General features: G+C 47.7%; 21 protein-coding genes and 1 CRISPR repeat array (1 of these 22 cut by a window edge). Of the genes, 1 reads left to right on the plus strand and 20 read right to left on the minus strand.

What is annotated here, in order from left to right; translation table 11 throughout:
- Positions 1 to 1,668: direct repeats of the CRISPR family, unit length 30 nt; unit sequence GTTTCAATTCCATAAAGGTGCGATTAAAAC; it begins 7,152 nt to the left of the window's first position.
- A gap of 214 nt (positions 1,669 to 1,882) precedes the next feature.
- Genes cas2 through cas6 form a run of 8 tightly spaced genes read right to left on the minus strand, consistent with a single transcriptional unit; the run spans position 1,883 to position 9,538 of the window.
- Positions 1,883 to 2,146: a CRISPR-associated endonuclease Cas2 gene (gene cas2 / locus PREMU_RS10300; RefSeq protein ID WP_007575128.1), complete on the minus strand. Its 264-nt coding sequence runs from the start codon at positions 2,144 to 2,146 to the stop codon at positions 1,883 to 1,885.
- Positions 2,147 to 2,149: 3 nt separating this feature from the next.
- Entirely contained in the window at positions 2,150 to 3,166 is a 1,017-nt protein-coding gene (gene cas1b / locus PREMU_RS10305; protein WP_007575129.1) for a type I-B CRISPR-associated endonuclease Cas1b, read from the minus strand.
- Positions 3,163 to 3,702 (minus strand): CRISPR-associated protein Cas4, encoded by a 540-nt coding sequence (gene cas4, locus PREMU_RS10310; RefSeq protein ID WP_007575131.1) that lies wholly within the window; start codon positions 3,700 to 3,702, stop codon positions 3,163 to 3,165. The genes cas1b and cas4 overlap by 4 nt, the downstream gene beginning before the upstream one ends.
- Positions 3,703 to 3,757: 55 nt before the next feature.
- Positions 3,758 to 4,822 carry a hypothetical protein gene (locus tag PREMU_RS10315; RefSeq protein WP_007575133.1) on the minus strand — a complete coding sequence of 355 codons (1,065 nt, stop codon included), beginning with the start codon at positions 4,820 to 4,822 and terminating at the stop codon, positions 3,758 to 3,760.
- A gap of 7 nt (positions 4,823 to 4,829) precedes the next feature.
- Complete coding sequence (locus PREMU_RS10320) at positions 4,830 to 6,146, minus strand: hypothetical protein (protein WP_007575135.1); 1,317 nt, start codon at positions 6,144 to 6,146, stop codon at positions 4,830 to 4,832.
- A gap of 16 nt (positions 6,147 to 6,162) precedes the next feature.
- Complete coding sequence (locus tag PREMU_RS10325; protein ID WP_007575137.1) at positions 6,163 to 8,304, minus strand: CRISPR-associated helicase/endonuclease Cas3; 2,142 nt, start codon at positions 8,302 to 8,304, stop codon at positions 6,163 to 6,165.
- Between the two features lies 1 nt (position 8,305).
- Positions 8,306 to 8,863, minus strand: coding sequence for an RNA-binding protein (locus tag PREMU_RS10330; protein ID WP_007575139.1), 558 nt, complete (start codon positions 8,861 to 8,863; stop codon positions 8,306 to 8,308).
- Between the two features lie 9 nt (positions 8,864 to 8,872).
- Positions 8,873 to 9,538 carry a CRISPR-associated endoribonuclease Cas6 gene (cas6, locus tag PREMU_RS10335; RefSeq protein ID WP_007575141.1) on the minus strand — a complete coding sequence of 222 codons (666 nt, stop codon included), beginning with the start codon at positions 9,536 to 9,538 and terminating at the stop codon, positions 8,873 to 8,875.
- Between the two features lie 199 nt (positions 9,539 to 9,737).
- Here cas6 and PREMU_RS10340 point away from each other — a divergent pair, with 199 nt between their 5' ends.
- Complete coding sequence (locus PREMU_RS10340; RefSeq protein ID WP_007575143.1) at positions 9,738 to 11,018, plus strand: IS3 family transposase; 1,281 nt, start codon at positions 9,738 to 9,740, stop codon at positions 11,016 to 11,018.
- Positions 11,019 to 11,497: 479 nt separating this feature from the next.
- On the opposite strand, the gene PREMU_RS10345 is transcribed toward PREMU_RS10340, so the two are convergent.
- The 12 genes from PREMU_RS10345 to PREMU_RS10400 form a co-directional block, all read right to left on the minus strand.
- Positions 11,498 to 12,022: a calycin-like domain-containing protein gene (locus PREMU_RS10345; RefSeq protein ID WP_040558301.1), complete on the minus strand. Its 525-nt coding sequence runs from the start codon at positions 12,020 to 12,022 to the stop codon at positions 11,498 to 11,500.
- Positions 12,023 to 12,113: 91 nt separating this feature from the next.
- Positions 12,114 to 13,133 carry a Rid family hydrolase gene (locus tag PREMU_RS10350; RefSeq protein WP_007575144.1) on the minus strand — a complete coding sequence of 340 codons (1,020 nt, stop codon included), beginning with the start codon at positions 13,131 to 13,133 and terminating at the stop codon, positions 12,114 to 12,116.
- A 2-nt stretch (positions 13,134 to 13,135) separates the two neighbouring features.
- Positions 13,136 to 15,337, minus strand: coding sequence for a cytochrome c biogenesis protein CcsA (locus PREMU_RS10355; protein ID WP_007575146.1), 2,202 nt, complete (start codon positions 15,335 to 15,337; stop codon positions 13,136 to 13,138).
- Between the two features lie 30 nt (positions 15,338 to 15,367).
- The gene (locus tag PREMU_RS10360) at positions 15,368 to 16,447 is read right to left on the minus strand and encodes an imelysin family protein (protein WP_083819242.1); all 1,080 of its coding nucleotides are present in this window, start codon (positions 16,445 to 16,447) and stop codon (positions 15,368 to 15,370) included.
- Positions 16,448 to 16,530: 83 nt separating this feature from the next.
- Positions 16,531 to 18,279, minus strand: a complete 1,749-nt coding sequence (locus PREMU_RS10365; protein ID WP_007575148.1) for a di-heme oxidoredictase family protein — start codon at positions 18,277 to 18,279, stop codon at positions 16,531 to 16,533.
- 197 nt (positions 18,280 to 18,476) lie between these two features.
- Positions 18,477 to 19,775: an imelysin family protein gene (locus PREMU_RS10370; protein WP_007575149.1), complete on the minus strand. Its 1,299-nt coding sequence runs from the start codon at positions 19,773 to 19,775 to the stop codon at positions 18,477 to 18,479.
- A gap of 48 nt (positions 19,776 to 19,823) precedes the next feature.
- The gene (locus PREMU_RS10375; protein WP_007575150.1) at positions 19,824 to 21,116 is read right to left on the minus strand and encodes a TonB-dependent receptor; all 1,293 of its coding nucleotides are present in this window, start codon (positions 21,114 to 21,116) and stop codon (positions 19,824 to 19,826) included.
- A 341-nt stretch (positions 21,117 to 21,457) separates the two neighbouring features.
- Positions 21,458 to 21,757 (minus strand): nitrous oxide-stimulated promoter family protein, encoded by a 300-nt coding sequence (locus PREMU_RS10380; protein WP_007575151.1) that lies wholly within the window; start codon positions 21,755 to 21,757, stop codon positions 21,458 to 21,460.
- Between the two features lie 2 nt (positions 21,758 to 21,759).
- The gene (locus tag PREMU_RS10385; protein ID WP_007575152.1) at positions 21,760 to 22,677 is read right to left on the minus strand and encodes a DNA/RNA non-specific endonuclease; all 918 of its coding nucleotides are present in this window, start codon (positions 22,675 to 22,677) and stop codon (positions 21,760 to 21,762) included.
- Positions 22,678 to 22,799: 122 nt separating this feature from the next.
- Positions 22,800 to 23,051: a type B 50S ribosomal protein L31 gene (locus PREMU_RS10390; protein WP_007575153.1), complete on the minus strand. Its 252-nt coding sequence runs from the start codon at positions 23,049 to 23,051 to the stop codon at positions 22,800 to 22,802.
- A gap of 149 nt (positions 23,052 to 23,200) precedes the next feature.
- Positions 23,201 to 24,550: a hypothetical protein gene (locus PREMU_RS10395; protein WP_007575154.1), complete on the minus strand. Its 1,350-nt coding sequence runs from the start codon at positions 24,548 to 24,550 to the stop codon at positions 23,201 to 23,203.
- A gap of 36 nt (positions 24,551 to 24,586) precedes the next feature.
- Positions 24,587 to 25,435 carry a DUF5689 domain-containing protein gene (locus tag PREMU_RS10400; RefSeq protein WP_007575155.1) on the minus strand — a complete coding sequence of 283 codons (849 nt, stop codon included), beginning with the start codon at positions 25,433 to 25,435 and terminating at the stop codon, positions 24,587 to 24,589.
- Positions 25,436 to 25,448 lie beyond the last annotated feature (13 nt).

Raw genomic sequence — 25,448 nt, forward strand, 5'->3', positions numbered from 1 at the left:
TCGTCGAAGTTTCAATTCCATAAAGGTGCGATTAAAACTGCTCGTTGATACTCGCTTCGTTCTAACTCATTTGTTTCAATTCCATAAAGGTGCGATTAAAACTAAGTCTGATTATAAGTCTCAGATTTCTGCGCATTTGTTTCAATTCCATAAAGGTGCGATTAAAACACCCGTGATGACATCACCCCTCATTCTCTCACGGGTTTCAATTCCATAAAGGTGCGATTAAAACACGTTGGAGTGCATCGACACGCTCCGTGTCACCAGTTTCAATTCCATAAAGGTGCGATTAAAACCATCGATGTCGACACATTCGCGGTCAGATTCATCGGTTTCAATTCCATAAAGGTGCGATTAAAACCCGAACTTGTGAGACACTCGGAGTAGATATGCACGTGTTTCAATTCCATAAAGGTGCGATTAAAACACGGAGGTGCAGCAGAGCCACCAGCCGCAGGAGCGTTTCAATTCCATAAAGGTGCGATTAAAACTTATCATTAACACGAACCGAACAACTATTAAGGGGTTTCAATTCCATAAAGGTGCGATTAAAACACGGGGATGGTCGTTGAGAGCCGCTGGCTGATCAGTTTCAATTCCATAAAGGTGCGATTAAAACTCAATCCGTCCGTCGAGGAGCAAAAGCACCTGATGTTTCAATTCCATAAAGGTGCGATTAAAACTGTCAGCCGGCGAGCCTGTGCAGACGGTACTGAGGTTTCAATTCCATAAAGGTGCGATTAAAACCGGATGATTCAAAAAAAAAGGGCAAGTAGCGACCTAGTTTCAATTCCATAAAGGTGCGATTAAAACTCAGACGAAGCTGACTACCGTCATGCGCCAGCGTAGTTTCAATTCCATAAAGGTGCGATTAAAACTTTTTTGTTTCGAGAGACTTATGTATATATATATATTAGTTTCAATTCCATAAAGGTGCGATTAAAACTTCAGAATGCTGCTGTTTCTACGCAGCAGGCTCTGTTTCAATTCCATAAAGGTGCGATTAAAACCTTCAAAAGCAAGGTGTTCTTGCTACTGCACAAGCTAGTTTCAATTCCATAAAGGTGCGATTAAAACTTCCCAGAGCGTAAAAGAGCTTCAGCGCAACCTCAGTTTCAATTCCATAAAGGTGCGATTAAAACGTTGATTGTAATTCCCGCGTTGTTAAAGAAACTTCCTTGTTTCAATTCCATAAAGGTGCGATTAAAACGGTCTCTGCGCATTTTGGTTTCACTGTTCCTGATGCGTTTCAATTCCATAAAGGTGCGATTAAAACATTCTGTTGATTTGACTGCTTCTGCGATTTCTCGGTTTCAATTCCATAAAGGTGCGATTAAAACATATGAAACCCGGAAAAATAGGTTCTTCTTCTGCTTCGTTTCAATTCCATAAAGGTGCGATTAAAACCTACAACGCGAAAATCAACATCATCATCAATCAACGTTTCAATTCCATAAAGGTGCGATTAAAACAAGCAATTGACGCTGATAATCACCTAGTAACCACTGTTTCAATTCCATAAAGGTGCGATTAAAACTCTGTTGGTCGTACCACTCTTCCGAGTTAGGAACCACGTTTCAATTCCATAAAGGTGCGATTAAAACCTGTTTTGTCTTGATAGCCTTATGGAGCTTCTCGGTTTCAATTCCATAAAGGTGCGATTAAAACCCACATCGACAAGAAGACGAAGGTCACTGTTTACTGGGGTTTGTGAGTGCAAAGATACAGAAAAATGACAAAAAAACATGTCGATGTGAGAAAATATTAGGAAAGGCGGTCTACGACAACTCCCTTTATCTACTATTGTTTCAACATGTCAAAGAGCATTTTGGTGTGTCGTTGAAGTAAATAAGGAGACGGCTGAGACCTACATCGACAACTTTCAGAGGAAGTTATCAGTTGACATGCGCTCCTTACCAAGGATCTTCTTATCCATGTTATAGCTCATCTTATTGGAAAAAACGATCACACTGTCCTCCCTCGGCTCATAGATGTCTTGGATCTTGGCTTTAAGCTCACGGAGCTTCGGCTCGGAGATCTCTCCTTCAAAGACCGAGTTCTGTATCCAAGACAGATACTGCCGGCAGAGCTTAAGCATCTTGGCGACCCGCTTCTGACCGACATCATAGACCAATATCACATACATAAGCTACCAGTACATTCTAAACGGTTTGTACACTTCTATCCCAAGGATATCCTTCAGCAGTTTATAGCATTCCAGTTTGATGAGATGTCTGTAGCTCACATTTCGTCCGAGGGAACGGTGACGGAAGGTTTCATCATATCGTTCTTCCATCGCTTTAACAAAGATCATCTTGCCTTTCTGATTGAGCAGACACGAATTCAGCTCATGGTCAAAATGCTGTTTGCCCAAAGCATGCTTATTGAGGACCCTGAAGATGACACGGTCGACGATGATAGGCTTGAAGATCTCCGAGATATCAAGGCACAGTGAATAGCGCCTTTCTCCCGGCGAGTGCAAGTAGCTTATCGTCGGATTGAGCTGTGTCTGATGAATAGCCCTTAACGTCTCCGTATAACATATCATGTTACCAAAAGAAATAAGGGCGTTAACCTCATTCTCCGGCGGTTGCTTGGTACGAGCGCCCATTGTAAAGTCATCAAGAATAATGTCGAAGGCCGAATAATAGATCTTTCGTATGTTGCCCTCTATCCCCATCACTTCCTCTACATCTTCTGCATCCGCCAAGGTCTCAGCCAATGCCTTTATATCATCAATATACTGCTGCAGGTCTTTCCCACGCCGATTGTAGTAGTTTAAGTTCAGCACCATATTCCATGCTGCACCTTGAATAAACTTCCGGGCAATGTCCGTACGCCGCTTCTTATTCTGATAAGCCTTCACCTGTTCGAGCAAAGCCTTGCCAGAGAGCAGTCCATCCCGGGGCATAAAACTACCGGTGTAGTTCTTATAATAATCGAAGAAATGCACAGGGATATCTTTTTGTCCAAGGAAACTGTAAAAGGCACTGTTTGCCCTCAAACTGCCAAAGACATAGAGCTCAGATACGTCTTCCACAGGAATAAAGCGAGACTGTTGGACTATCTCATCTCCCTTTTCGTCCTGAGTTACCGGTGTATACTTCAAGGTGTTGTCCCTACGCTCCATGATACCGGGATTAAATAAATAGAAAGTTCGCTTCATTTCTTACCCTCCTCATTATCTTTATTCATATCCGGTTCATCAGAATAACAGAACTCATAGTAACTACAGTTCTTACAAATGCCCTTCTTCACCCTAGACGGACATCCTTCATGACCAATGATATCGCTTATTTCCGTCATCATCTTCCTTATCTCTTCCCTGTCAGCATCCGACAAGATGACCTCTTCTGTCTTCCGCATCTCAGGATATTCAAGGAGCCCCTTCACACCTTCCACGCCATGTTGCTCAAAAACATACATATAGTATTTCAGTTGCCATTCATGAGCTTTGTCAACCTTGTTCGACTTTTTGATCTCATGGATAACCTTATGTTTAGCATCATAGTAGTCGACCTTGATGCCATCTATCTCCACTTCCTCATATTTTGAGGACCGCTGTGGGTAGCTCTCCTGGTGAATCAGTTTCCCTTCATACACGAGGTCCGACTCCTGCTCCATATTGATACCATTGGCAAACAGCCATAGCTTGCGATGGCAGAGCTGATAATAGTTGAAATGAGTGCCGGTAATTGTCATAGGCAAAGCGGGAGCCTATTTGAAAAGGCTCCCTTATAACAGTCAAAATCGCTAGTCAGAATTGGTTTTCATAGTCGAAGTCGGAGAGCCGCTTTACAAGATCTTCTTTCGCTTTCCGCAATGCATCAGAACTCTCACTCTCAGTGACAATATAGTTGGCACAAGGAAGGGTAACAAACACATCGGCTCCGGCATGCTCATCAACAATGGGCTTAGCCTTTGGATGATTGACATCATCAATCAACTTAGCACGTATTGCCGCAGCTAACGTGTTGGCGTTGTCGCTTATGGCAATGGCAAGCGTTTCCATCAGACTGAAAGTGCGCGACTGGTTGGAAGAGATGTGCCAGTTGATAAGGGCATCAGCAAGAGCAGGTATCACTTCTTCCCTCTTCTCTCGCGGCATGACGAGGCATTGACCAAACACGTTTTTTGACTCCTTCCAACTGTCTTTCTTAAGTTGTTCTATCATATCAACAGAAATTTCCGGTTCCAATTGATTGACAGTCACTGAAAACAGGCGTCTCAGGTCAATAGAGACATTGTAGGTAAAGAGGCCTGTAGCACGAGCATTGTCCGGAATCCACTTTCTAAGAAAACTACGGTCAGCCCCGTTCAGAAACATCTCAATCTGTTCCTCCGACAGTTCTTTACCGTCGGCGTCTCTCACCACAACCTTATGAACATCGGGCCGGTCTGTTCTGTCGAAGCTGATATTCTCTTTCGGTACAGCGGCAAGCAACGGGTGCAAAGGTGTCATGGCAGAGATGCTTAGCGGACTTCTACGTTTCAAAGTCTTTTCTTTGCCCCCCTTAGGTGTTCTCATCCATCCACCTAAGAGCTGATCCACATAGTGAGGATCGCAAACCGATAGCACTTCTCCCTCTCCCAATGTTCCTCTTTTGTCTTTGTCAAATACGAACGTTGTAGGTGAAGGCTCTACGTGAAGTGTATCAGTCAGTGCTGCCATAACGGAACGCTTTACTTGCTGCCCACTTGAATAAGGCACACGCACACCAAACTGAGGGTCGTAATAGTTCTTCTGACCATCTTCAACACAGAACACAGTGAACTCAGCATGCTTGAGCCCTCTGAGATAAATGAAAGGATTCTGATTCATATATATATTATTTATTATTGATAGCTGCATACTGAAAACGTACGAGCGTAAGGAAGTAAGGCACATTGTCGGTAGGCATCTCATGCACATCCTTTACGATACTACACAGCGAAGCAGGGTCCGACAGCGAGCCTACGATAGAGGTTATTGCATCAATAAAACCTCTTTTGTTGTTTGTAGCAAGAACGTTATTCACCGCATTTCTTGCTTTTGTACTAAGCGCCTTATCCTTGTTAACAGAGCATTGTTCAAGAATCTTGGCCAACTCTTGGGACTTGTCCCATAACTGTTCATTGTTTAACATAGCTAATATCCAAGTTTTGTATACATCATAAGTAACTGTTTCTTTCTCATCCCGCGCCTTCTTGGGAAGTTTTTTACCATCCATGTACGGTTTCAGCCCTTTAGGTTCCATAGCCTTAAGCCCAATGGCACCTGATCGACACAGTTCCCGCAGTCCCACTGCCGTTCCCCACAGCTTAAGGGCACTTTTAAAGTTCTGAATACCGAACAGCTTACGGTAGAGTTGCATGGGACGACGAATCTTCTCAAGGAAAAAAGGAATGAAGCCCACAGTAGTGTTGGTCTGCCCAAAATTGTATATATATCCCAACAACTGTTGGTTTTTCAAACTCCGCGCCATATTGACAATCAGGTTGTTCCAAGGCACGACGGCAACTGACAGTATCTCATTCTTCGGAGTGTCGAACGGACTGAAGTTTGCCATTGGATTGTCGGCAGCATACATCAATACATCGTAACGATGCGCCAGCCATTGGCCGTTCCACGTGTTTATCTGATTACCTCGCAATAAATCTGTCCCGTCGAGTATCTTTCGATAAAATGTCCAACCTTCAAAAGTATCGAGCCAAACCTGTGAATCATTAAAAAGGATAGACATGCCACCTTGCACGCCTACACCCAAGGCTGCTCCTACCCAGGAGAGATATACATCTTCCTGACCAATGGATAGGTCGATATCCGTTTTCTGACTGGATGTCGTCTGAAATTCACGTTCATCCGAAGCTGGATAGCCCCAAGCCACACTGGCGTCCAGGAATCCATTTTCTACCTTATTTATAAAATCTTCGAACCGATGCTCCCTTTTGTCCTTTGTCTCAAAAGGAATCTGTCCTTTGAGCATTTTCTCCCAACTGATTTTCGGATTCTCAAACGGCGAGTTTCCCGCAGTCATCATATATTTATGATGGTCAAAGAACAACGGGAAGAAGACATATGTAAAAAATGTCTTCCCATCATATTGAGTATGATACTTTTCGTTATAGGCTTTCAGGAACTTTCGCCCTATATTTGATGTTATCATAATTATATGCTATTTATTAAAGAAATTCGTAAGATTGATAATATTCTCTTTCTGCCATTTCCATCAGTAGACCCTTCTGCTTGTCATAGGCCTTATTGGGAATGATGAACGGCCTCAGCCCCTGGTCAATCTGGTCAAAATTTCTGTGCGCTATGGAATGATAGCTTATCGGTATCTCCATCTCCGTTCTCACCATGGCATCAGAGGATAAATATTTCTCTTTATCGGCTTCAGTAATGCAAACTGCCGAGTTGATATCCAGCATGTCGAGCAATGCCGATTTTGGATAATGACAGAGGCCTTTTAGCTGCCATTTTCCATTGGAAAAGACCACTCCGCTATAATCGATATTCTTGAAGTTTTCTATAGGGTAAACGGCGTCTATCATTGCCTGCACATTTGTTTCCTCAAGCACATTGCCCCTATCCGGCAATACCTCAAACGATTTTTTCAGGATCTCTGTCTTATAAGGCAAGGCCTCTTTATCGTCGTTGGGTGGTGCTATCACATAAATCGGTTTGTAGTGCCCAATGGTAGCTTCGGTACGTTTCCTGTTTATTCGACCAAACCTCTGGATAAGTGAGTCTATCGGTGCACACTCTGTGATCATCATATCAAAGCTAATATCGAGGCTCACCTCCACCACCTGCGTAGAAACCACGATACATGCTTCACTATCCATCCGGTTGAACCGGCTTTTAAGCTCTTCTTCCAAGCAAGAGCGGTCTGCTCTCTTATATCTGCTGTGAATAAGCATTACAGGCGTGTTTGGATAGAGCGTGGACACATCTTCAAAAAGTTGCTGCGCGCGCTTTACCTGGTTACACACAAGCAGTATCTTTCTCTTTTCTTCCACAGTTGTCTTTATCACCGCAAATGAATCTTCAGCTGACATGAGTTTGAAAATACGATGGCGATTGAATGTTACCAAAGTATCTTCCGGCAGCGAGACTTGATAGACAGATCCTTCTCCACCCAATAAATCGAGGATCTTTTTATAAAGGAAGGAAGGCATCGTCGCTGTTCCTACATGGATCCTGCAACCCAAGCTTACAAGAATCTCAATAATACGTAACACTATGGCCTGCATCACATCCGAATAGGTATGAATCTCGTCAAGTATCACGTCGCATCCTCTCAGATCCAATGCCATTGCCTCGTATCCTTTGATACCAAACACGACAGATGCCATCTGCTGTGGGGTCATTATCTTTACCGAAGCCCCTACGTGCCTCTGCATAATCTGCTCTTCCACCTTGCCTCCTTTCACCTTGATGCCCGAAGCGGAATGAAGAAGATACACCTGTGCATTTGTGTCGGCAAGGTCTTTTTTCACCCTGTCGTACATGGCATTGATGGAAGCCTGAAAAGGCAACGTGTAGAACACCCTTCCTTGGCATCTCCGAAATAGGAAATCAGTCTTGCCAGCACCGGTCGGCGCCGTGACTATTGTACTCTTGCGATGGTCATCGGCTGAAACAAGAGATAATGGATAAAGTGGGCTCTTGCGATTATAAAATGACAGATCGGGCTTGATAAAAAGCCGTGAAACAGGCATCTCCATACGTTTATCCAAGGCCGAAGCCATATGATCAGCAGCCATCAGCAGTCCGCGCCATGGGGAACAGCAGAACTTCATAGCTCTACAATAGTCTACTGCCTCTTCATAATTAGCTTCAGCTTCTTCCAATGACAGTGGACGGATCTGCATGCCTAAACTTTGCAGAATGTCAAGTGCTGTATTAACCCATTCTGAGAATCTCTTAGCATGAATCTGAAAGGAGTCCTCATCTTCATCCAAATCTATTATTCCCAACTCACGCGCATCTTTATATGCCGATTTATGATGAGCGGCCACCATCTCTATCACAACTTTACGATGGTCTTCAGGAACTAATGATATAAAAAACAAAGATGCTATCTCATGTCGGAATACCTCATCAGGTTTCCTTATATAAGATGGACTGAGTGAGCATTGAAACAATGGGCTGCATTTGCCAATGTCATGCAGCCATGCTCCTTCACGGGCGATACTCTCGTCCATACCCTCATTCCGTGCAATGGCAACAGCTACATCTGCTACATCGCTCAGATGACGATATAATGTTACTGACCCGTTCTTTGCACTCTTACCTAATATCTCATCGTGTCTGTTCATACTATCCAAGCAATGACTGCCCAGCATATTCTATCCAGCCGTACATAGGATCATTGTCATTAAACCGATTATAACCCACAAGAAAAGAATTTTCGCTTTTACCAAATCTCAATTCAAAACCGGGAAACTGGGAAAACTGTTCCTCCGTCATTTCCTTCACGCAGACTTCTGGTAACAGTATATCCTCATTCCTGCACAAACATATATGTTGCTTGGAGGCTACCACAGCATCTTCTTTACTGTCAAAAGCTAAAAGCAGTGTAGGACGCAGCAGTATATCTCTGTTCAAGATGGAACGATCTCTGTAGTATCCATTCTTGCCGTGATTCCATCCACGGGTCTGAGTCACTTCCTGCTGAATACTCATTGACTCATAACTCAGTTTATGACGTCGTATCTTATAGATACCTTTTTTGTCAAGCAGTATCGGAAAAAGTTTCTTTTCTATACCCTCTATAATAGACGGTGTGAGAAATTGCTGACTGAACGTCTCGCTATCTCTGACGGCTGTCCAAGGCTTAATAAAACCGAAAACACCTTTATAAGTCACTATGTACATCATTCTGAATTAATATATTGAACCGAAACCAATACCTGTGCTATTGCCAATTCCCACATTCCAAGCAAAATGCAACGTCTCCTCCTTCCCATGAATGATGATGGGACAGAGGCTTGCTTTGTTGCCTATACCTCTATAAGTGACAAGCTTAATTTTTCTTTTAGTATACGTCGTGTCAAAGTATATCTGCAAGGTCTCGTCTTCAGGTAGTCCCGCATTGCGCATCTTTGTACGAAGGGTTTCCTCCATCCAGTTGTTACTTTCAGCATCTTCATAAGTAAACTGTTTTACATGTCCAGTATTAAGTTTCCTTTTAATCAGTATCGGACTACCACAATAGAACAGTTCTCTTCCCTGTAAATAAGGGGTGTCTTCAATGGTTATGTCTTTTACAGTCAATCCCGAGAACATTGCGGGATCAGAAAGAATAGCTTTCATTATTTTACGCAAGTAATCATCATCATAAAAGCTAATGAAGAAACTTGCACCCTGGGGGAAGGTAAGGCCATCCTTTATAACCTTTGCTCCTTGCAACCAGGAAAATGAATAAAGAGATATTCTGTCGTGAATATCATTTTCCTTGCCTATCCACCTATGAAGCGCACCAACAAGTTTTTGCTGGTAGCCAAATGGTACCACGGTATTATTAGAAGTGGTATTCAAATGTAATCTCATTTCGTAGACATTTAATAATTTCCCATATAGTCAATATCCAAAGTTAGTTTAAACCTCATGACTACATTTTTATAATCACGCTTCAAAATTACAGAATCTTTCTTTAACAAGCAAATTTTACTTGCACTTTTTGCGTTTTCAAACTGTCTTGAACGGATTTAGCTTGTCACGTTCTGACCTTCATAAGAAGTAAAAGACTATGACAAGAAAAACAAAAGTAGCAAAATTCCCGTTATCGGTGAAGTTAGGAGCTATTCGTGACTACTATTCCGACGGCTCGTCAATAACAGCTGTCGCCCGTAAGTGGAACATCGTTCGTACGACTTTATCTAATTGGCTCAAGAGTTGCCCAGTTGATGCAAAAGAGTTATCTTTGCCAATGGAAGTGATAGACCAATATAGAATGAAGCACGCAGAACTGACGAATGAAGAGATCCTTCAAAAGCGCATCTCCGATCTGGAGCAAGCCTTGGCCTATGAGAAGATGCGCAGCCGTGCCTTCGAGAAGATGATAGAGATTGCGGAGAAAGAAGAAGGTATCTCAATATTAAAAAAAAGGTGGTGTCAAACAGTAGAGGCGCTGCGGAGTGAATATCCCGATGTTACAGTCGAGACACTCTGCGGACTGTTTGGCAAGAAACGCCAATGGTACTACAAGAACAGAGGCAAGGTAATCTCCGAGCGTCAGCGCAGGAAACTCATATGTGCTAATGTGGACTACTATCGTTGGTTATGTCCCCGTATAGGCTGCGTAAAGCTCTACATTATCCTAAGGGCGGAGTTGGGTGAGGAAATTACTCATGGCCGAGATGCCTTTCTACGCCTTCTTGCAGAGGAAGGATACATCTTGCCTAAGCTCAAGCGTAGGTATACGACGGATTCTGACCATCCTTATCATAAATATCCGAACCTCATACAAAGCGTTGATGCTAAGTATGTTAACCACATATGGGTAGCTGATATTACATATATCTGGATAGTGGGTGATGTCTTGTATCTTCACTTGGTAACAGATGTGTACTCACATGCGATAATAGGATGGTGCCTATCTGAGACCTTGGAGGCAGAGAATACTGTTAAGGCCTTGGAGATGGCCATACAAACGGCTGGGGGAGATAACCTCTGCGGAACGATACACCACTCTGACCGAGGTTCCCAATACGCTTGCTACGCATATGTTGATTTGCTGAGGAAACATCATATTCAGATCAGCATGACCGAACGGTATAATCCGACGGACAATGCTGTTGCAGAGAGACAGAACGGTATCCTCAAAACAGAAAAACTGTATTTGGAGGATATGTTTCTTAACTATGAGCATGCGAAGCTTGGGATAGAGAAAGCCATAGCGTTTCATAACTATCAGCGGCCTCACATGAGCATAGGTATGAAGATTCCGATGAACGTATATCGCTATGAAGAGCCCGGCAAGAATTTATGGAAGAAGACCAACGGCTGTTCTTGTCCGGATGAAAAATAATCCGTAACTTTGGCGAGCCGGAAACAAGGTGAACGACGGGTTTACGCCATCAACACCAAACGTCCGTCGGGGCATCGGGCCCCGACGAACGTTGCCGGAAAGCAAGGCTCACTCAGGTATTATCCATCTTCCCCTGTCAAAACGGCTATGACAAGCCAATCGGTAAGGCAAGGTCGAAGATGACAAGCAAAACAGTAAAGTTGACTAAATATTGACAAGCAATTCAGTAAACCTGGTCGAACTTTGACAAGCGATTTCAGTAAAAGACAAACAACAAAAGCGTCATCGGTGACACGTGACAGCAGATCGTGCGACACGTGACGGAAAATCGTGCGACACGTGACGGCGAGTCGTGCGACGTTCGGCAAACGATCGGCTGACGTTCGGCAGCCGATCGCATAAAAGTCGAAAGAAAACGGGGAATAGCCGAAAACGCCATTCCCCGCAAGTAAGATGTCTATTTCTTTTCAGTAAGATGTCTATTTTGTTCCAATGAATGTGGCAGCGAGCTTCATAGGCATATTACCGAACTTATGCACGTTCACAACAGTCATGGTGCTGCCAGTGAAAGTGACAGTGATCTGACCGAAGGTGACAGTATACTCCTTGCTCAAATTCATGCCAGAGATGCTGACATTCGCTGAAGCCTTGTTGGAATAATCGAGATAGTATGCTTTCCTTGTGCTGTCGTAAGGGATGTTCTTGATGGTATAACCGCCCTGGACAATCTTGCCGACCATAGGAACAGCATCAGAGAAGTCGAAAGCCTCTCTGGGGAGCGTGACATTGATAGAACCGTCACTATTCATAGTCACTACGAACTGCACATTCCCGGCAGCGGTCTTATAGGAAACAGTGCCCATTCCGAACTTCAGACTGTCGGTACCGATATAGGTTCCAGAGAAAGATGATGCGTTGTCATTGTTGTCACCGTCACAAGAGGCAAGGACGGTTGTCGTCAATACAGCTGCAAGGAGCAGCACAAAAGAAAACAGTTTCTTCATTGTTGTTTTATAGAATTAAAGGTTACGAAATAATCAATTTTAATGATAAAGTGCTACAAAGGTAACTGTTTTTTAATATAACACAATGACATTAATTGTTTTTTTCTGCTATACATTCCATTTCCACGAGCCATTCGGGACGACAGACCTTCGCATGAAGGAGGATGAACGGTGTGTGAGGGAAGCGGACCTGCATATACTTTGCCACCACAGCACGGTCGGCAAAATCGCGGAGATAGACGATGAAATACTGCACATCACCCGTCGTAGCGCCTCCATCGGCAAGCAGTGCCCCAATGTTCCCCAACAGTCGCTCCACCTGTTTTTCGACCTGTCCGAGATAGAGCACGTTGCCTTTACTGTCGATACTTGCCGTGCCGGAGATATAATACATCTTTTTGTCGGGAAGCATGAGGCATGTACCGCGCTCGAAGGCCACACCATATTCCTGCGTGGCATTGAGACGGGAGGTGGCGTGCAGATATTTCAGTTGATCAGTACGGACACCCGGTAGGGTGAGGAAGTCGATGGCAACCTTGGCATGGCGTGTCTGCGAATAGCCCCCAATACCTGTGCTCGCTACGAAATGGGTCTCCGCCGTAAGACCATAACGCCGGAAGACATCGTTGCGGGCGCGCACCACGCCGTCGTAGTTGTCGTCAATGTCAGCCACGTATATCCACGTCCGGATGAGGTGGTCACGAATGTTCAACCCCTTCTCTTTCAGACCATTGATGTAATGCTCGAAGAGTGTCAGCGTCTGCAGATAACTGCTGTCGTCCTGGATATCATCAGGGGTCAGGCGAAGACTCTGGAAGAGGAAACCGTCGTCCTGTCCCGTCTTGACGAGCAGCGCTATCTTCGTGCCGTCGGCGGGAGCCTGGCCCACGATGGTACAGTTGTGGCCAGCGAGGAAATCGCGATAGAGCGACGACCGCTTCAGATTCTCATATTGGTTGAAGCTGTCACTGAGGAATACTTTACTGTATCGCAAATCGTTACGACTGATGCCCTGATTACTTAGCCACGCCTGAAGCTGTACGCTCAGGTCATCGGCCTGGTCAGAAAACGAACCATCGCTCTGACTGTGAAATATCTGATATTGATCCATAATTACGCGTAGCTATGCATGCCGGAGAGGAAATAGTTGACACCGAAATAGGTCATGACGATGCTCAGAAAAGCGAGGGTCATGAGCAGATGGTAGTGGTGCGGAAGCTTCAGCCACGGGAGGCTCTGGGTGTGGAGCGCCACGGCGTAGATCATGAAAGTGATGAGCGCCCACGTCTCTTTCGGGTCCCAACTCCAGTAGTTTCCCCAGCTGACATTCGCCCACACCGCACCGAGGAAGATACCGATACCGAGGGTCACGATGGCCGGATAGAGGAAGATGCGGCTGAGGAGCTGCAGCGGTCCGGCACGCCGTTTAGACAACAGTCCCATGACACCACAGAGGAACGTCAGTGCGAGGAGCGCATAGCTCATCATCATGAAACTGACATGGATGCTCAGCAACGGAGAGTTGAGCACCGGTACGAGCGGTCCCATCGCCGGGTCCATCATCGACAGATGACTCACCAAGAGAAAGAAACCTGAGAGCAGAAAAGCGAAAGCCGTCATCAGTCCACTGCCTTTGCGCGTACATATTATATATATGAGCGTGGCAAGCTGTGTCATCCATGCCACGGAGAGCATTGTCTCGTAGCCGTTGCCCATCGGGATGTTGCCCGTGATGATCCACCGCAGCGCGAGGAGGAACGTCAGAGCGGCAAATGAAAGGCCTAACAATATCTTCAGCGGAAGGAATGAGAAACGGTTCCAGAACACGAGGATGATGCCGAGGATACCCAGCGTGAGGTTGACCACGAAGAGAACGGTGGCGAGGGGGCAGGCGTTGTAGATGATCTCTGCGCGGTAAGCCAGCCGCGACGGAAGGCTCTTGCCGCCCTCTTTCTGCTGGTACTCGCCAATCTTCATCAGTATCTCGTCCACTGTCCCATTGTTGCCTTGCAGGAGCTGTCCGTAGATAAGCGGAAAAACATTTCTAAAGAAGAGAATCTCCCGCCGCGGCAACCGTTTCGGATATTTCTCGAACGGCGAGAACCATTGTGTCGTTCCATCGTGAAAGGTGTAAGGGAAGAGCGACAGAGGATCGCCCTGACGAAGCTGCATGACGAGCGCAAGCTTGCCGTCGATGTCGGCACAGGCTTTGTGGAACGTATCGTTGTTGCCCTGACCGTATTCCACGAGAGCCGGTCCAAGGATATAGCTGCCATTGCGGAAGAAGGCGTTGACAGAGGCGTGGTCCGGCAAACCGAACTGTCGCCGCATTTCCTTGTTCTTCACCCTGATAAACGGTTCATTATTCCACTCCTGCGGATAGAATATCCAGGAGAAAAGCACTTGTTCGGCACTGCGCCCTTCATAGCTTCGCCTGCCATAAAGCTTCTGCGTGAAGTCGAGAGCGAAGGTCTGCACGGGACAGATACGCTCATTGTAGTTGATGAGCAGATGGCCGAAACGATCGGCTGTCTTCTCGGGAATCGTCGTCTGCGCCTTTGCCGGCAGGGAGAGGCTGAGGAGCAGAATGATGCCCAAGGCGTTTCCGAAACTGTCAGAGGCCGCGAGTTCACGGCAGAGGCTGCGAAAAGTGCCCTTGGGATCCACGAGCAACCACAACAGGGCAACGAAGAACAGGGCATAGCCGGTATAGGTCACTGGTATACCCCAAGGGTCACTGTTCACGCTCAGGTAAGAGCCTTGGTTATCAGTGTCGTAACTGGCCTGATAGAAACGGATGCCACGGTAGTGGTAAATCTTGTTCATTGAGACCTGGGCGTGGACAGAGCGCGGTCCGTCCATGATGACGAAGCGCGTGACATAGTCGGCTGCCGCATCGGTGCCGACATGGTTGAGCTTCTCGAAGCGGTCGAGACGTACATAGAAAGGCAAGGTGCGGCGTGTGGTCTCCGTCATCGATGTCATCTGCTCTACCTCATTCGACGGCTGGTCGCCCCGCAGATGCACGATACCCTGATAGGCAGTGAGGTGGGTGAGCAGTGCGCCAAGAAGCATCACGACCATGGCAGCGTGGAGCAACAGGATGTTCCACCGATGCACATGGCGCTTCAGGATATAGGCAATGGCAAGCGCCGCAAGCAACGCCCACAGCGCCATGAACCACCAGGATCCATAGACACTCTGCTGGACGAAAAGCGTGCCCTTGACGTTCTCGATGACTGTTGCAGCAGCCATGACGACAATCAAAAGCACGTATATAATCTCTAAGGGCTTTCTTATTCTTGACAAATTCATAATGTTTTTATAACAGACACCTTGCACTCCTTATTGTTTAATCTTTGTGACTAATTCGTTAGTCTCGTCGAGAATCTTCGACAGCGCCTCACTCTTCTCAATGGCAGCACTAACTTCTGCGTCCCTGATATGCTGTGCAAAAGGAGACTTTATCAGTTTCAAGGCAGTCTCCAAGTTGTCAATAGCTGCATCCACCTCTTTCGCTTTGTCTGCAGAGACTGTACTGACATAAGGCTTTAAGGCCGACCACAAGTTCCTGATGCTTTTGACATTATAAACTAAGTCGTTAACGCTCTGATAACTATAGGGCGATTCTATATAATTGGCATCGTTGTTGTTGTAAGGACGACCCAACTTCGTGTCTGCAATCTCGTCGGAGAGCCCCATCAGTCCATGGTCACCAATGAGCATGGCACTGAAGTTCTGCAAAGGCGTATAGGCCGCAAGCATGTAAGTGCGATAGTCATTACCGTGAGGAGACGTGTATTCGAGCCTGGCTGCCGTGAGCAGATCACGGTAGATCTGAGGTGCGTCTTTGTCCCATCCACAAAGCAACTGAAGGCAGCGCAGCCGCAAGTTCCGGCTTAATGTCTGAAGGTATTTCCATTCCCTCTCAGTGATGTCAGCAACTTTCCTTGGGCTCCCATTGCGGAAGAGCACATATTCTATTCCATGCCATCCTACGATGCTGGCGTCCCAATCACTCATATCCTCCAAGGGGGCATTGCTGCTAAGCAACTGCCGGCAGCGTATAACGTCCAAAGGCCACTGGTTGATATCGGCGTCCACATAGAAATGGGCATCCGCACCAAAGAAGAACGCCTCCGTGCATTCATATCTGCTCCGCGCATGGAGGAACGACTTACAAATTGCTTCTAATTGACTCTGAGTCAAAGAAGCATACTCAGCATCAGACAGCCGGGAATAGTAAGATTCTTCCTCTTTAACCAGTTCACGATAGGAAGGGATGACCACACTGTCGATGGCATGGGTGACCGCCGTCTCTAAAGTTATTGTTTCTACGGGATTGTCGTTGGAATCTTCACTGCTGCAAGCTGCTGCAAGCACCAGCACAACACTCAAAACAACCGGCAAAAGCGACTTGTACATTTTAGTTGATGAGATAAGGAAACAGATCCCCCTGCGGAAGGTTCGCTTCCACAAGAGGGTCCGAACAATATTATGAAAATGTATCAGATTGCATTGATGAAGGCAACGACGGCGTCGCGGTCCTTCTTACTCAGATAATAGAACTTCTTCGCAGCCCAGTAAGCATCGCTCTCTTTGCTGTAAGCATGCCACATGATGGCCTCGACGACATTACGTGCACGACAGTCGTGCAGACGGTCGCTTCTGCCAGTCTCCTGCTGGCTCAGTCCGCGACCCCAGAGCGGTGTCGTGCGGCACCATCCTGTACGGATGTTGTTTGCCATGTGGAGCTTGTGCTGTACAAGGTCGGTATAAGGCCAGATGACAGAGTTGTCATAAGTGACCATCTTCGCCCCAGTCTGCGACATATAAGTCTTACTGGCGGGGTCAATCCATACATCATCCTTCCTGATGGTCCAGGACGGACGGTGACAGGATGTGCAACCCATCTGATAGAAGAGTTTCTTACCGCGCTGTACCTCCTCACTGTCGAGATTACGGGCCCTTGGCACACCAAGACCACGGTGCCAGATGCCGAACTCATAGAAGTTCTCGTCCGTCATCTCCTCCTGTCCGTTCCAGGGAGCGGCATCGACGAAATACTTACGGTACGTAGCCGAGTCGCTCTTGCTGTTCAGTCCGAGCAGTTTGTTGACGAGTGTAGCAATGCTCTCTTTCGTGCCGTCACCATAGTAGGGATGAAGCAGTGATGTGAGGCTCTTGCCCTGCTGCTGGATGTAAGAGACGACACCATCGTCCTCACTCATCGCCTTGGCCCAGGCCTTCGTGGTATAAAGATAGTGGCGGTCGGAGCGTGTCACGTTCGTGATGTTCCAGATAGCGTTGCCGCCAGGACCATCGAGCAGCGTGGCGCGTGTCATGGCGTAGGTGAACTTCTTCACGCGTTTTGTGCCGTCAGCAAGAGGATACCAGGCCGAAGCAGCCCAGTCGTTGGTTGCAGCATTCCACATACCCGGGTTGAGGGCAGCATGTTGAGCTTCCCTCTGATACTGTACCTTCATGGAATCCTGAGAGATAGCGTCGAGCAGACCGGTACCGTACATGCCGATGGTAGACTCGAGGCGCACCTCATAGTTAGTCGGTTTGGGGTCGGTATTGAAAGCAGACTGGTCAATGGTCACCTCCGGATAGATAAGGCTATAGCTCTCACCGTCAGGGAACTTCATCGGCAGGCCTGAGGGCATAGATGACACATTCTTCCACGTGATGTGGATACCGCTCTCATCAATAGGAGCCTTAAACGGTTCCATCGCCTTGGTCTGCGGCATACCCGTCACCTCTGAGATGTAACTGTTGGCAGCATAAGCTTTGCCGTTGGCATCGGTGCCGGCTGTGGGGTGATAGACAACGAGCAGATAACCGTTGCCCATCTCGTTGGCTCGGTATTCGTTCTGACGCTTGCCGTGACCGTAACTCGGATGGCAGTACTCACAGCCTGTGCGAACCCAGGCAGGACCTAAGCCCCAGAAAGGTTTCGTGAAATAGTTTGCATCGTGCTCGAAGAAGTTCTCACCATGTTTGAAGGTAGTGTAGAGTCCTTCGTTGTCGATAGCCGGTGACTGGTTGGAATAGCAGCCCTGCTCATTGGAGGTCGTTCCCTTCTCGCCGCCCGGAAGCCATTCAGCATCGGAGAACGTAGCCAAAGAGTCCTTAACCCATGAGGTCCCCGAACCGCCTTTGCCGCCATTGTCGGGATTCAAATCCGGATTGTCTTTGCAGGATGCAAAGGCCAGCGCTACGAACCCCGCACATACAATAAAAAATCTATTCATAATGTTTTTATATTTCATTTGCAGAGGCTGCCACAGGAGGTAACCGCTCAGTCTGCCTTATCCGGGTTTGCGATCTAAGTTATATGGCATCGCGATATAACTTAAACCGCGGTGCGAGATCACCTGTATCGCAACATCTGAACAGTTACCACCGGAGCCTCCCTCGCAATAGATGATAAATGATGATGGAAATAACCTTACTTCGTCTGCTGCTGGATATAGTCGTTGGCCTTCGTCAACTTGTTGGACAGCGCCGTGCAGGCATCGATGGCAGCCTTCACCTGAGCATTCTTATAGTTATTGACAAACGGTACGGGACAAGCCTTGATCTTAGCCTGAGCATCATCTATGGCTGCCTCAACTTCCTTGCCTAAGCTCGGGTTGAGCGAAGCAAAGTAGTTGTGGAAAGAATAGGTTCCAGTCTTTGTGTTATCCGTGCTGTAACCACCGAACCAGATGTTCTTGATGCTCTGGATATTATCCCAGAAGTCTGTCAGGGAATTGTGGCTGAACGGCGACTCGATATAGTTAGGATCGCTCTCTGCATTTTCTGAGTTGGTGTTCAGACCATAAGGCTTACCCATCTTCGTCTGACCGACCTCATCACAGATACCGCCGCAGCCCTGGTCTCCGACGAGCAGTGCAGAGACGGCACTCTTCACCGACGTGTAAAGACTGCCGCTCTTTCCGGCGTTCTTCATGTTCTCGCCATAAGTGAGGCTGCTGCTCGGCATGCTTGTCTTCCACTCGTGACTGTCCAGCCATGCCTTGTGTTCTGCCGTTCCGCCTGACCAACACACCTCCAACTCGTAGATCGATCCCATGAGGTCGCCCGCCACAGCCACACCAAACTTCAGCTCATTGATGGGCTTGATATCCATGAAATTGGCACGATCGTTATAGTCATCATAAGTACTGTTGAAAGAGCTTACCTTACGAGGAGCACCATCACGGAAGATGATGAACTCGACAGAATGGAAGCCGAGGAGGTTCTGGTTAAGGTCTCCGTGAATGTTGTCGATGTTGGCATTCTCATCATCTGTGGTGTAACGTGCGAGCTGTGTAGTGTTCAGCAACTGACTGTGCAGTGCAGAGAGGTCAAGGGGCCAGGTATCGATATGCGGGTCAATGTCGTAGTCGCTGGCAGCTCCGAGCAGGAAAGCCTCACTCTTCTCGTAGCAGGCGCGCGCCGCCTTCCAGCTGGCGCAGGCGTTGTCGACCATTGTCTGTGTGGCATTACCCTTATCGACAGCGTCGCGCAGCGTTTTCATCTGGTTGTAGAAGTTGGTGGCGTTGACAGCCATCTCTGCATAGGTGGCATTGATGGTGTTGCTGACAATACCGGAGACAGTCTTGGAGAGATAATCCTCCTCGGTCAGATCGCCTACTTTAACGGCGGGGCCGTTGTCGTCGTTATCACTGCTACAGGACGCCATGCCCATAGTCATCGTGGCTGCTGCCATGAGGAACAGCGCCGATTTGAAAATCTTTTTCATAAACTGTGATTTTGTTTGTTAGTATGGTCTATTGGTCATGCTGCACCATTACAGGAAGAACCCTTCGTAGGCAATGCCGAAATTGACGGCGGGCTCGTCGTTGCAGGGACTCTTGAGAAAACGTTTGGTGTAGTCGAACTTCAGGACAATCTGAGAGATAGGATAATAGTTGAGGCCGAAACTCATGACGTTCTTGGCCTCATAAGGATACTCCGCCTGACGACTGTCGCGGACATAAGAGTTATAATAGTCGTAACGGCCGAAGACATAGAGTTTCTGGTTGTCGGCACGCAGTTTCTCAATCTGTGAGAACACGTCGTAACCAGCCTCTACGCCGATGGCAACGGCATTCTTGCCGACCTCAGAACTGCTGTAAGGAGAGGTCTTCGTGCTGCGGCCCGAGAGATATTTCACATTATAGGCATCGCCGAGATGACCATAAGTAGCCTGTCCGCGCACGATCCAGTTCCAGCGGTTGACGGTGAAATCAAAAGAGCCGATGGACACAGCGCCCTTGAGCTTGTCGTTAGAGTCGTTGATATAAGTATTGTTGATGCTGTGACCGTAGTAACCGCTCAGACCGAGACGTACACCCGGAGTAGCGAACCAGTCAAGGCGGGCTGCTGTAGCATACTTGCTGGCGGGGTCGAACTCGAAAGCGGAATGGGTGCCCTTGTGAATCCAGCCGTCACGGTCGAAGTGCATCGCGTCGAGACCTTCCAGGAACTGTACCTCATACTTGAACCTGCCGAGATACCCCCAGAGGCTCACACCGGTCTGATGCCAGGTGGAAGGAAGAATGGTGTTCTCACCTTCGGGGCGATAGACCGTAAAGAAATTGAGTGGCTCGTGGTGGGAGTTGTTAAGACCTACGGGCACGACAATGTGGCCGAAGCGCAGGTTCACGCCCCGGCAGAATGTCTTCTGCAACCAGAACTGCTCAAGTTCTACTTCGCCACCTTTCTCTGTCTCGGTCTCCCATTCGCCGCCTTCCTCGTATTCGCGCTCGTAGGCAGAGCCGGTGCCACCATGCTCAAATTCGATCTCCGAGCCCATCTTCCAGCCTTTACCGAAATCGTAGCTCAGATAGATGACAGCGTGGGGGATGTCGAATCGGCCGTAGCTCTTGTCATTCTTGTATTTAGAGGGTTCGGAGTAGCGGTAGACGTTATCACTGTAAAAGTTGCGGCTATAAGCCACTTCGCCATAACCACCGACACTCAGACGATGGCCGCCGGCATGACTCATCACAGAGTCGGAGGCGTTAACCTGGGCTTGTGCACACTGAAAGCTGCCAAGCGCAAGGGCTGCCGAAAAGAGTCCAAAGAGAAGTTTGTCCATTGTTCTTGTTTCTTAATATTCTGAGTGCAAAATTAAAAAGAAACAAAAAATGACGCAATACTCAAAAATTAGTAAATTAGCAGGCTGCTTAACCCTTCTTTTATGGGGATTGAAACAACAGCACATTCCTTTTCATGTATTGAAAAGACGATCCTTGTGGCCACACACACCAAATAGCACAGATACCTACTTTTGGGGATAAAGAATATCATAACACAAAAAAAGGTCACAAAACCCTACTCAAAAATGGATAAATAACAAATAAAGATGACTTTTACTACTAAAGCTGACACTTGGGTATTAACTTCTGCAAGGCATAAGTTTCCTACATTATAGTAATGCTATCCCTTCCCGAACAGATGTCGGATAACTTCTATTGGCGCAAAAAATATCATGCGTGGCCCTGTCCATCGCATGACACGCCTCACCTCCTCGCGCTGCCTTGGAGCATAGCAATGGGAGCTGCAATACTTGCAAGGCGGTTTCCTGTCTTGCCAATGACAGCGGTCAAGGCGGCGCTGACAGTAGTCGATAAGTTCAGCGTGCACCTTATCGGGCTGTGAAAGATGAAGGTGATAGCGGCAGTAAAGCCGTATCATGAAAGCAATGGTACGCTTCTCACGCTCAATGACTTTTCCCATGATTATAATCCCCAGTCGGAGAGCATTTTGCTTTTTGACGCCGACTCAACCTTGTTCTCTATGTTATCGGGGAGGTTGCAGAAGAAGTCAATGCCTGTGAGCTTTTCCAACTCATCAATGGAGACGACATACTTGGACAGGTCGGTATCATCATTGACTTTGTGCTCAAACCACAGTCCGATAGCCTTATACTGTCCGTTCTTCACAGCGAGGATGGCGGCGAAGAAATACTTGGGTACGATGAGCTTGCTTTTAGGCGTGTAACCTGCTATCTGTGAACTGTTATCAATGGTCCCGCCTTTGCAGACATAGAGGATGTCGCGATACTTAGATGTGTTCCATGTGTTGCGCAGCTGGCCCTCCATGTTTTCCCATACACCGGCATTGAACCCGTGGACCTGTGGCTGCATATTACTCAGATAGTAGGTCTGCTCATTGGCGTCCCGAGAGTTTTGGCGGTCGGCTGACGGACAGATATGTCCGCGATCGTAGCCGGAGCCCCTATAGTCGCTGAGTGTGGTACGGTAGGCTTGAGGGATATTTGGGTCTTCCTGGAAAGGATCGCCCTGCCAGGAGGTGTTCTTCCAATAGCTTCTTTTCCAATTGACGACACTGTTAGTCGCATCTATTTCATAGCACGACCACCGCTGAGCCTTCTTGTCACAGTCCCATTCGAGGGAATAGTTGACACCATAGTCAGACGTGGAGTGTACGATGACGAGGTTGTTGCCGCCCAACTTGATATGCGGGAACTCCAGGCGAGCGTAGTTGGCATTTGCCGTGGTTGGGTTGGCATTGGCGTTGACGGTGGTGCCGTTGTCTGTCCCCGGTTTGGGGAGGTTGTCGTTCTCACTGCATGAGAAGGTGAGGAAAAAGAGTGCAAAGAGCAGCGATGATATTGTCTTCCAACTGTATTTCATAGAAGAATCTTTCTTGTAGAGATTTGTAGGAAAATGTTTATTGAACACAAAAGTGCGGACGGACGCATATGCAACTACGTCCGACCGCACTCCCTCGAATCTGTATACTTGTGAATAAAGTATTACTTCTTCAGCTTACCGTAGCGGTTCATGAAGCGGTCCACGCGACCTGCTGTATCGACGAGCTTGCTCTTGCCGGTATAGAAGGGGTGAGAGCTGCTGGAAATTTCGACCTTTACCACTGGGTAAGTCTCACCTTCAAACTCTACTGTATCTGTTGTCTTGCATGTAGATTTTGTAAGGAACATATCGCCGTTGGACATGTCCTTGAACACGACGGGACGATAGTTTTCTGGATGAATACCTTTTTTCATTTTAATCTTTATGTAATGTATTAATTATATGCTAATGCTAAATCGGATGCAAAGTTACTGCTTTTTCTTTGAGTCACCAAAGAAAAAAGTAGATTTATTTGCGGTCTCCTTTTCCTTTCAGTTGCTTGGTGCAAGGGTTCACTGTCGTCTTACTTGGCATAGGTGATGGTGATGGTCTGAACACGCAGCTGCACCCCACCCTTGGTAAGGCTGGGGTCAGCATTGGTGTACACGACGCTGTTGCCAGAGAAAGTGACGGTCGCCGTGGCGTTGCCCACGCAGTTGGTGCCATTGTAAACGTCGCAGGTGAAGACAATTTTTGCGATTGGCTTGGAAGCCGTGAATGTCAAGGTGTTGTTGAGATAGACGCGCACGCCCTTGGTCTTTGTGTAGAAGGTTGGTGCTGTTGTTGCTTCTCCCTTGCCAAAGATGACGGTTGTGCCATCTGGGAATTTAGCTTCCGTGACTGTCTTCGTGTCTTCATATCCCTGTCTGCTCAAGTCGATAAACGTGCTCTCTGTACCCTCGTTTGCATTGGCGTTGGTCAGTGTTACCGTGGTGCCACTGATGGTGATACCTTTCCCTGTGGTTATGGTCGGTTCAGTACTGCTGCCGTTTCCCTCACCTTCGAGCGAGACGATCTTGGAGCCGTACTGCATTTGCGGGGTGTTGCCCTTGTAATTGATCAGCGTTCCGACAACCGTTACTTTCTGGCCGACTTTCAGGTCTGTGGCAGCCGTGAACTTGGCGCCATCCTTGCCATAACCATTGTAGATGTAGAACTGTTCGCTGCTCTCCTTGCCGTCGTCAGAGATATAATAGTTCATCTCTCCATACTTTGAGTTGAAGTCGCCTACCTTGCTGATGACACCGCTGACGTAGACGTTCTCTCTCTTCTCGCCGTCTTTCAGCTGGGCGGCTGCCGCGTTGGCAGCGGTGGCGTTGAAGGGTCTGGCTTGTGTACCTGAACCTTTGGGCTCGCCAGTGGAAGGTGTCACAGGTGTGGTACCGGCAGTCTCACCGTTGAGGCTATAGATATAACTGGCACCTTTGCCGACGGTCTCCGGAGTCTTGCCGTTGTAGTTGGTGAACTTTCCGTATACCACGACGGTGTCGCCTACCGATAGCTTGTCGTCGGCAGTGAACTTACGGTTACCAAGGTAATAGCTCTGGAAGATGTAGATCTCGTTCTTGCCGTCATCGGTGATGTAATAGTTGGCATTGCCGTATTTCTCAGTCTCTATCTCCTTGATCTCCTTAACGGCTCCCTTAACATAGATAGCCGTTGATGTCTCCCCGCCTGCGGCGAGAGCGTTGACCACTTTCAGTGCGCCAGCCACATTGTAGGGGTCGGTGGCGGTGCCTGTGCCTTTAGCCTCCGTCGTTGGCTCTCCCTTGCCTCCTGTGCCCGGTTCCTCGTATGGCATAGGTACGTCGGAACATGCTGTGAAAGAGAAGAGAGCCAGCAAGGCTATGGCTAATTTGAATATCGTTTTCATAATTATCTATAATAATAATGTGTATATTACGTATGGTTATTTATTCACTTTGATGTCGCTGGTCTTGCGTATAAGGATCTGCCAGGTGTTGTTGTAGCGTGTGGCGATGCCTGTGATGTCGGCGCTCTGTTTCTTCTTGGCTGTGGCGTCGTAGGGCAGTGTCATGGCAGCGAAGTCGGCGTAGGTGCTGGTCCTGACCACAACGTTTGTGCCGTAGCCGTCGAGCTCCTGGTTGACGGCGTTGCCCACGGCTGTGCCTGAAGTGAAAGTAGCCTTGCCGTCAGCGTTCTTGAATGTGACGCCTTTCAGAGTGACGAGCTTGCCACAGTTGGCGTTCATGTTGCTCTTGACGGTGGCAAAGTCGACGGGCCGGATAGCATTGGCATCCGGCGAGCCCGTGATCTTGAAGTGTTTGCTCCAGATGTCCTTCTGCATGCGACCGATACTGTTGCCCTGATAGGGTGCGCCTATCTCAGGCATCTTACGGTAGCCGCCGATATAGAGCCCTTTGAGGTCGACGAGAATCTCGGCACCCTCTGCGAGGTAACCGTTGAGACCTCCCTCATTGACGGCAATGATGATGGCGGCAGTGTTGTCCTGCAGCACCACCTGTTTGTAGATATTGCCGCCGAGGTCGTTGCCAGTAATGCGCCCCTTGATCATGATATTCTCGTCAATCTGCTTGTTCTGATCAGTGGAGGCAAAGACGTTGGGGTACTTCTTGATGAGCTCTGCGATGGTGATGACATTGTGCTCGGTGAGACTGTTGTTGCCGAAAGGAGCACCGTCCGTGAAGTCAGGCTCATCCCAGTCGCCGTTCATGCAGGACGAGAAAAGCCCGCACACCATGGCAAAGAGAAACAGATAAGTTGCTTTTATTTTCATAGCGTTTACTCCT

This window comes from Hallella multisaccharivorax DSM 17128 (assembly GCF_000218235.1).
In the GTDB taxonomy this organism is placed as follows: Bacteria; Bacteroidota; Bacteroidia; order Bacteroidales; family Bacteroidaceae; genus Prevotella; species Prevotella multisaccharivorax.

Excerpts from the sequence above, each read along its gene's own strand:
- cas2 (WP_007575128.1), bottom strand. The coding sequence starts at position 2,146 with ATGTATGTGATATTGGTCTATGATGTCGGTCAGAAGCGGGTCGCCAAG.
- cas1b (WP_007575129.1), bottom strand. The coding sequence starts at position 3,166 with ATGAAGCGAACTTTCTATTTATTTAATCCCGGTATCATGGAGCGTAGG.
- cas4 (WP_007575131.1), bottom strand. The coding sequence starts at position 3,702 with ATGACAATTACCGGCACTCATTTCAACTATTATCAGCTCTGCCATCGC.
- PREMU_RS10315 (WP_007575133.1), bottom strand. The coding sequence starts at position 4,822 with ATGAATCAGAATCCTTTCATTTATCTCAGAGGGCTCAAGCATGCTGAG.
- PREMU_RS10320 (WP_007575135.1), bottom strand. The coding sequence starts at position 6,146 with ATGATAACATCAAATATAGGGCGAAAGTTCCTGAAAGCCTATAACGAA.
- PREMU_RS10325 (WP_007575137.1), bottom strand. The coding sequence starts at position 8,304 with ATGAACAGACACGATGAGATATTAGGTAAGAGTGCAAAGAACGGGTCA.
- PREMU_RS10330 (WP_007575139.1), bottom strand. The coding sequence starts at position 8,863 with ATGTACATAGTGACTTATAAAGGTGTTTTCGGTTTTATTAAGCCTTGG.
- cas6 (WP_007575141.1), bottom strand. The coding sequence starts at position 9,538 with ATGAGATTACATTTGAATACCACTTCTAATAATACCGTGGTACCATTT.
- PREMU_RS10340 (WP_007575143.1), top strand. The coding sequence starts at position 9,738 with ATGACAAGAAAAACAAAAGTAGCAAAATTCCCGTTATCGGTGAAGTTA.
- PREMU_RS10345 (WP_040558301.1), bottom strand. The coding sequence starts at position 12,022 with ATGAAGAAACTGTTTTCTTTTGTGCTGCTCCTTGCAGCTGTATTGACG.
- PREMU_RS10350 (WP_007575144.1), bottom strand. The coding sequence starts at position 13,133 with ATGGATCAATATCAGATATTTCACAGTCAGAGCGATGGTTCGTTTTCT.
- PREMU_RS10355 (WP_007575146.1), bottom strand. The coding sequence starts at position 15,337 with ATGAATTTGTCAAGAATAAGAAAGCCCTTAGAGATTATATACGTGCTT.
- PREMU_RS10360 (WP_083819242.1), bottom strand. The coding sequence starts at position 16,447 with ATGTACAAGTCGCTTTTGCCGGTTGTTTTGAGTGTTGTGCTGGTGCTT.
- PREMU_RS10365 (WP_007575148.1), bottom strand. The coding sequence starts at position 18,279 with ATGAATAGATTTTTTATTGTATGTGCGGGGTTCGTAGCGCTGGCCTTT.
- PREMU_RS10370 (WP_007575149.1), bottom strand. The coding sequence starts at position 19,775 with ATGAAAAAGATTTTCAAATCGGCGCTGTTCCTCATGGCAGCAGCCACG.
- PREMU_RS10375 (WP_007575150.1), bottom strand. The coding sequence starts at position 21,116 with ATGGACAAACTTCTCTTTGGACTCTTTTCGGCAGCCCTTGCGCTTGGC.
- PREMU_RS10380 (WP_007575151.1), bottom strand. The coding sequence starts at position 21,757 with ATGGGAAAAGTCATTGAGCGTGAGAAGCGTACCATTGCTTTCATGATA.
- PREMU_RS10385 (WP_007575152.1), bottom strand. The coding sequence starts at position 22,677 with ATGAAATACAGTTGGAAGACAATATCATCGCTGCTCTTTGCACTCTTT.
- PREMU_RS10390 (WP_007575153.1), bottom strand. The coding sequence starts at position 23,051 with ATGAAAAAAGGTATTCATCCAGAAAACTATCGTCCCGTCGTGTTCAAG.
- PREMU_RS10395 (WP_007575154.1), bottom strand. The coding sequence starts at position 24,550 with ATGAAAACGATATTCAAATTAGCCATAGCCTTGCTGGCTCTCTTCTCT.
- PREMU_RS10400 (WP_007575155.1), bottom strand. The coding sequence starts at position 25,435 with ATGAAAATAAAAGCAACTTATCTGTTTCTCTTTGCCATGGTGTGCGGG.